The 7,010-nt window shown below is 55.9% G+C and carries 6 protein-coding genes; 2 read left to right on the forward strand and 4 right to left on the reverse strand.

Annotated elements, in window-relative coordinates; all coding sequences use genetic code 11:
- Positions 1-5: 5 nt before the first annotated feature.
- Positions 6-1,304, reverse strand: a complete 1,299-nt coding sequence (locus tag JCM25354_RS13520) for a multidrug effflux MFS transporter (RefSeq protein WP_025886395.1) — start codon at positions 1,302-1,304, stop codon at positions 6-8.
- Positions 1,305-1,515: 211 nt separating this feature from the next.
- Positions 1,516-2,133 carry a TVP38/TMEM64 family protein gene (locus JCM25354_RS13525; RefSeq protein ID WP_025886396.1) on the reverse strand — a complete coding sequence of 206 codons (618 nt, stop codon included), beginning with the start codon at positions 2,131-2,133 and terminating at the stop codon, positions 1,516-1,518.
- A 358-nt stretch (positions 2,134-2,491) separates the two neighbouring features.
- Here JCM25354_RS13525 and JCM25354_RS13535 point away from each other — a divergent pair, with 358 nt between their 5' ends.
- Entirely contained in the window at positions 2,492-4,921 is a 2,430-nt protein-coding gene (locus JCM25354_RS13535) for a TonB-dependent receptor (protein ID WP_025886397.1), read from the forward strand.
- Here the strand turns inward: JCM25354_RS13535 and ybaK are convergent, their stop codons facing one another.
- Positions 4,922-5,407, reverse strand: coding sequence for a Cys-tRNA(Pro) deacylase (ybaK, locus tag JCM25354_RS13540; RefSeq protein ID WP_025886398.1), 486 nt, complete (start codon positions 5,405-5,407; stop codon positions 4,922-4,924).
- 69 nt (positions 5,408-5,476) lie between these two features.
- Positions 5,477-6,403 carry a DMT family transporter gene (locus JCM25354_RS13545; RefSeq protein WP_243444079.1) on the reverse strand — a complete coding sequence of 309 codons (927 nt, stop codon included), beginning with the start codon at positions 6,401-6,403 and terminating at the stop codon, positions 5,477-5,479.
- A 144-nt stretch (positions 6,404-6,547) separates the two neighbouring features.
- Here JCM25354_RS13545 and JCM25354_RS13550 point away from each other — a divergent pair, with 144 nt between their 5' ends.
- Complete coding sequence (locus tag JCM25354_RS13550) at positions 6,548-6,760, forward strand: CsbD family protein (protein WP_025886400.1); 213 nt, start codon at positions 6,548-6,550, stop codon at positions 6,758-6,760.
- Positions 6,761-7,010 lie beyond the last annotated feature (250 nt).

Below are 7,010 nucleotides of genomic sequence, written 5' to 3' on the forward strand. Positions count from 1 at the left end.
CAAGCCTAGACGGCAGGAGGATGGTTATGTGGGCGCATCACCGCAAATACGCCCATCATTAATGCTGCAAACAGCATAAGCGCTGCCATGGGCATGGGTGTATCCGCAGGAAGCAGGCCAATTGCGGTACTGGCAAGCGATCCTAGCGCGTATTGCATGGTTCCCGCAAAAGCAGAGGCACTGCCTGCATATTGCGACTGATTGCTCAAGGCACCCACCATGGCATTCGGACCGATAATGCCGGTCATGCCCAGAGTGATCATCATGCATCCCACAATCGGGATCAGCATGACGGGGCGAATATGATGCATCGGACCCAGGTATTGCTCGGCCACCATTACGACGACCAGCAGTGCGATGGCCCCGATAATGGAAAAAGTGATTCCCCAGCCCAGCATGGTGGAGGAACTGACACGTCCGACCAGTGCTCCGTTGATCTGCGATGATCCGATCATGCACACGGCGAAAAGCCCGAACAGCATGCCATAATGGGCCGGAGTAAAACCGAAGATATGCTCGAAAACCGTGGGTGCAGCGGTCAGATAGGTAAAGGAAAGAAACCCGCAAAATCCCCAGACCAGCGCGTTGGTAATGAAGCTGCGTTCGCGGGCGATGAAAAGATAGCGGTGAAGGAGAGAGAGGGGCCGCAGTTCACGGCGGTTCTCACGAGGCAGTGTTTCCGGGAAAACCCGGAGCAGAAGCAGAACACAAAGCGCACCGTAAACGGCAGATACCCAGAAAATGGCGCGCCAGCTGATATAATCTAGCGCAATCCCGCCCAGCATCGGAGCCAGAATAGGCACTATACCCTGAATGAGAATCAGCTTGGACATCAGCCGGGCGGCATCATTCCCTGTTGAAAGGTCGCGCACACAGGCGCTGGGAATGACGATGCTCGCTGACGCGGCAATGGCGGCGACAAGCCGGAAGAGGCACATTTCGGTCATGGTTGCCGCCATGGCACAACCAACACTGCCCAGAGTGTAGACACTCATACCGATCAGCATGGGAATGCGTCGACCGAAGCGGTCGGCAAGCGGGCCCATGCTGATCTGTCCGATAGCCAGCCCGATCATCCAGGCAGAAAGCGTCATGCCGGCGCTGCCTGCGGGGGAATTCAAGGATTTCTCAAGAGCCGGGAAGGCCGGCAGATAGATATCTGTCGAGACAGGTCCGACAGCAGTCAGAAATCCCAGTAGCAAGGGAAGCCAGCCGGGCATGGCCACAGGGGCCGCACGCGCTGCGTCGGTCTGACGCCCGGGGGCCGAATTGTCAGAAAAAGAAATCCCGTCGGGAGAGGCCATGAGGCGCTCCTGCTGGATGAAGGACTGCGAAATAGACGAATGCCCCGCTCTCGGCCAGGGGGCGCGCTCTTCAAGCGCATCAGAAACAAGGCGGTTTTCTGGCCGCTCTCTGGCAATGAAGTGTCAGATATCGCAGCGCTGGCGATTTTCAATCTCTTTTTTCATTCCGGCGCCTCTATTTCGCTTTCGTCGGGGGAATATGCTTGCGGGTTCAGAAAGTCTCATCATCAAGTGTCGTTTCTGCAAGTTTCCCGAGAGCCCCTCCCTCGCGCCGGGCTCTGGTGAGCAAGGCCCAGGCAAGAATCGATGATCCGGCAAAGAGCATCACGCCAAGACCAATCTGTATCCCCTGACCGAGCTGTGTACCTGCCCCGATCAGCACGAAAACCAGATTTTGCGGTATGGCGCCAATGAAACTCGCCCAGCAGAAAGCTCCTAGCGGAACGCCGTAAAGTCCTGCTGCGGCCGTTACCATCAGCGCAGAGCCAACAGGCATGAGTCGCAGGGTCAGTACCGCCTGGAAAGGTGATCTCTCCAGTATAATTCCGATCAGACGCAATCTGCCTCTGAAACGCGTCTGCCAGCGTTCCCTCTGCGCGGATGAGGCAAGCCTTCGTATCCAGAGAAAACCGAGCATTGTGCCGCAAAGCGTTGCCAGGGCTGCGAGACCGAAACCCGCCAGTGTGCCGAACATCAGCCCGGCCACCAGGCAGAGCGCCTGTCGCGGCAAGCCGAAAAGGCTGTATGGGATCCCGATCGCCAGAAAGACAAAAGGGGCAAGCGGCTGGTTCTGCCAGCTTTCAATACTGGTCAGAAGCGTTCGTGTCACAGGAAAGGCACGGACAAGCAGAAGCAGCCCGATAATGACCAGAAGTGACAGCCCAGGTTTCCAGAGGCTCTGCAGAAGGGAAGGTTTTCGAGGGAGAGGAGGTGTCAGGGAAGGAGCTCCGGTCTGTGCACAGACCGCGCTTAGCAGCCATGATACGCTTTAGGAAGCATCAGTTGATGCAGATCGGTAACAGTGGGTGACGATTCAGCCGTTTACCAGCAATTGTCACAGAGGTTTCGTTGCTGTTGCTTAACGTAACTGGTAGCCGGGAAGTGGGTTTCTGTTTGATATCGTAACGATACGATTAAAGTCGAATAGGGCCGCTCGTTTTGTCCAGTGCCGAGGGAAACGCCACTCTATGTCGTCCAGTTTCACGCATCGCTGTCTTAAGATGCTGCTCGCAGGTACCGCTCTTGCAGGCAGTGTTCAGGTATCGACCGCCGCGCCGACACGCCACAAGCATCATGCGTCCCCCCACCGGACGGCCAAACCCTCCATAGCACCGGTGGTTGCACCGGTCGCTACGGCGATCCCCAATCCGGCTCCCGCTCCTGTCATGGCGCGGTCGCAGCCTGAAGAAATTGCCGTAACCGGTCGCAGCAGTCGTACCCGTCAGCCAGGCGGTGGTCTGCTGCGTGTCGAAACAGCGCCCAAAGCTGTCCAGACCATTACACACGACTTCATCGCCAAGCTGGCCCCGAGCGTGAACCTGCAGCAGGTCATGGCGATGATGCCGGCAGCCAATGTTACCCAAGCCGATCCCTTCGGTCTCTACACAGGTCAGACGAACGTTCGCGGCTTCGATACGACCGAAGTGGGCTGGCTGCTGGATGGCGCACCGCTTAATGATATTGGCGGTGGTCAGTTCTATGCCAATGAGGTGCTCGAGTCCGAAAACCTTGAAAGCGTATCGATGCAGCCGGGTTCGGTTAATATCGATACGCCGGTTATCAGTGCCTCGGCCGGTATGACGACCATGACCATGAGTAATCCGACCCATCATTTCGGGGGGGTCATGGATGTGTCCTTCGGGTCGTTCGATACTTTTCGTCAGTTCATCCGGCTGAATTCGGGCGATATCGGCAATAGCGGCATCCGCGCCATGTTCGCCTTCAGCCATACCAAGGGCAATACCTGGCGTGGCCCCGGCCAGGCCGAAAAATACCATTATGACTTCAAGATGGTGAAGGACTTCCGCAACGGAAGCCATACCGGACTGACCGTTGCCTATAACGACCAGACAAATGATTTCTATCTGGCACCCAATCTCACCCAGTGGCGCACGACGGGTTATTCGACCAACTATGCAACAGACTATGCTGGTCCAAACGCTGCAGGAGCGAATTACTACAAGCTGCACGTCAATCCGTTCGAGAACGTGGTTGCAGCCATCCCCACCCATCTCGTCATTACGCCCAAGCTGACGCTCGAGGATTCGCTGTATTTCTGGCACGGAATTGGCAATGGAACCGGAGCCTCGGTCATCAACTCCTCGACTTATATGGGGAATCAGGCAGTGCAGCTCGGTCTTGGTGGTGCCAAGAGCGTTCTGGCGCTCGCACCGTCCAACCAGGAGCAGTTCCGTACCGGCAACACGATCTCGCTGCATTACAAGCCTGATCACCACCATGATATCTCGCTTGGCTGGTGGTATGAGTATGCCAATCTCTATCAGTACTCGCCCTATGGTGTTGTAAACCAGCAGACGGGTGTTCCGAACAATATCTGGGGTACGACTGATACGATCCAGACCACCTCAGGACAGCCTTTCCGTTCTCGCGACTTCCTGTCTCTGACACAGGTCAACATGATCTTCATTGGTGACACGATGAAGTATTTCAATGACCGCCTGAACATCGTGGTTGGTTTCAAGGAGGCGATGGTAACGCGCCGGATGTACAACTACACGCCTGGCACGCAGTATAATCGTAATCTGCATACCCCTGAGCCGCTGCCGCAAATAGGGATTTCCTGGAACTTCAACAAGCAGCACCAGATCTATGTTTCGGGCAGCACGAACTTCAAGGCGCCATCCAATACCTCGCTGGTCGATTACTACAACACGCAAGGCAAGCAGAGCCAGAAGGGCGGAGCGTCAAAGCCGGAATATACGATTGAGGAAGAGCTGGGTTATCGCTATAACGGCGAGCTCATTGTCGGATCGGTTTCATTTTTCAACTATAACCTGACCAACCGTCAGCAGACGCTCAACTACTATGACGGCGCGGCTGGCGCGAGCTACAGCCAGACAGTCAACGCAGGAGGTCAGACCACACGCGGCGTTGATGTTCAGATCGCTACGCGCGCTTGGCATCATTTCCGTCCATATGCGACATTTGAGTATCTGCATTCGACCATCGACAACAATATCCGGGTCAATAACGATCTCCTGCCGACGGCTGGCAAGATAGCCATTCGCTCACCGTCAAAGCAGGCCAAGTTTGGCCTTGATTACGATGATGGCAGCTTCTGGTTCTCTGGTCAGGTCATCTATGTAGGCAAGCAATATGCCAGCTTCATGAATGACAGCTCGATCCCGCAATATGTCACGAACCAGGTGGGTATCGGCTATCGCTTCAAGAATCATGGCTTCATGAAGTCGCCGCAGATCCAGCTGAACATGACGAACCTGACAGGCGCAAAGTTCCGCAACGGTGTGTATGGCTTCACCACGAACGCCAACCAGACCAAGGGCGTCTATGGCACCATGATCAATTCTGGTGGTTTGCCTTCCTATTACCTCAACCCGCCTTTCTCGGCGATGGTCACCCTCTCTACCGGGTTCTGATCATTCAGCCAGTGGCGCCACTGTCCAGCCGAAATGGCTGGCGGTCGGGGTCGGGGCGATTTCACATTGCAGCCCTCTGCGCCCTGCATTCACGAAAATCGTTTCCTGTTCGAGCGCGTGTCGGTCCAGAAGGATCGGCACGCGTTTTTTTTGTCCGAACGGGCTGATTCCGCCTGTTTTGTAAGCGGTCAGACGCTCGGCATCGGGCGGGGCCATCATGGTGGCTGATTTGCCCTTCAGGGCAGCGGCCACTGCCTTGAGATGCAGTTTGTGATCGGACCGGATGATCGCGCAGGCTGGTTTGTCCTTGTCCACCCAGACCATCAGCGTCTTGAATACGCGTTCGGGCGAAACGCCGAGCGATTCAGCTGCCTGCAACCCTTTGCGGCTAGCCTCGGGGTCATAATCATGAGCGTGCAAGGTGTAGGCTATGTCCTCTTTCTCCAGCAGAACGAGGGCAGGGGTCTGGCCAGAGGCGGGTTTCATCGGTCTTTCTCCTGATGGGGCGTGTCAGCACCCATCAGAAAACTGGCTCGTCCTGCTGTCAAATCGGTTTCAGCCCTGTTCGATTTCGACCGGCTGAGGCAGGGGCTTGCGACGCAGAAACGCCAGAACATTGCCGAGCAGGATAAGCACGAGACCCGCCAGCATGGGTAATGACCAGTGTACCTGCTCAAAAAAGGCAGACATGCCGAGTGCGATGACTGGTGAGAGGATGGTGGCATAGGCTGCACGATCGGCCCCGATGCGACGCACCAGCTCCAGATAAAAAAGAAAGCCGACGATTGAACCGAACAGGATCAGGTAGACCAGTCCTGTCATCCAGCGCCATGTCAGAGGAAAGCCATAGCCATGACCGGTCACAGGGATGAAGAGGGCCATGATGGCCGCACCGCTGAGCATGCCCCAGAATACGGTATTGGTCAGGCTGAGGGTATAGCGCCCCATCCGGCGCGAGAACATGTTGCCGCAGGAGAACAGAAACGTACCCAGCAAGGCAAAACCGAGCCCGACAAGCGTGTGATGCCAGTTGCCATGTCCCATTCCGCCTGCCAGCAACAGGGCGACGCCACAGACCCCGAGCAATCCTCCGGCCAATACACGCAAATCAGGCTTCTGGCCGAAAAACAGCCAGAGATTGAGTGTATTGAACAAGGTAGCCATGCTGAAAACGACCGAGACCGTACCGCTAGGCAGATACAGCTCCGAAGTATAGATCCCGAGATAATTGCAGGAGAACAGGCAGGCCCCCATGCCTAGGATCCAGACCCAGGCCGAAGCGGGTGGACGTCGCAGCTTTCCCGTTACGGCAAGACCGGCACCAATCAGAGCCGCTGAAAACAGGAAGCGCCAGAATATGGCGACATCAGCTGTCGTACCGCCGATCTGAAGGGTAATGGCAAACCATGTCAGACCCCAGAAGATAACAACTGCGAAAAACAGGAAGGGGGCCATCAGCGCACTTTCTTGAGGGGAGATCAAAGGCGCTCAACCTTATGGGATTGTTCCGGCATAAAATAGATCAGTACCCGACCGAAATGTGCCAGATCATGCGACTTTGTTCAGGATGACGCGTTGAGGGGGCTGTCCTGCACAATGCAGAACCCAGCGAGAAGGAACAGCGTCATGAGCTCATTCACGGATAAGGTCAGCGGCACCGTCAAGCAGGTCGTCGGTTCGATCAAGGAAGAAGCAGGCAAGCTGACCGATAACGAGAAGCTGCAGGCAGAAGGCGCTGCCCAGAATCTCGAAGGCAAGGCTGAGAAGACAAAGGGTGATGTGAAGGGTGCCGTGAATAACGGTATCGACAGCGTCAAGGATGGGCTGAACAAGCTCTGATATCTTTGCACTGATCCATTCCCTGTCACTCAGGCTGGATCAGTGCCCCGTTCTTGCTGGGCGAGGTAAGACATTTTCTTCCCCGCACATCAAGGCCGCACGAGCCTGCTGCCGACAGAAGTTGCACAATTCACCCGGCCTTGGACTGCTCGCGGCATCAGCTTGAAAATGTCCAGACAGTTTGCCTCTGCGATATGTCTCCCGACCGATCGCCTTATGCCTAACCTTCTCAATCCTCTTCTCACGCTAC

This window comes from Asaia prunellae JCM 25354, assembly GCF_000613885.1.
In the GTDB taxonomy this organism is placed as follows: Bacteria; Pseudomonadota; Alphaproteobacteria; order Acetobacterales; family Acetobacteraceae; genus Asaia; species Asaia prunellae.

Excerpts from the sequence above, each read along its gene's own strand:
- JCM25354_RS13520 (WP_025886395.1), bottom strand. The coding sequence starts at position 1,304 with ATGGCCTCTCCCGACGGGATTTCTTTTTCTGACAATTCGGCCCCCGGG.
- JCM25354_RS13535 (WP_025886397.1), top strand. The coding sequence starts at position 2,492 with ATGTCGTCCAGTTTCACGCATCGCTGTCTTAAGATGCTGCTCGCAGGT.
- ybaK (WP_025886398.1), bottom strand. The coding sequence starts at position 5,407 with ATGAAACCCGCCTCTGGCCAGACCCCTGCCCTCGTTCTGCTGGAGAAA.
- JCM25354_RS13550 (WP_025886400.1), top strand. The coding sequence starts at position 6,548 with ATGAGCTCATTCACGGATAAGGTCAGCGGCACCGTCAAGCAGGTCGTC.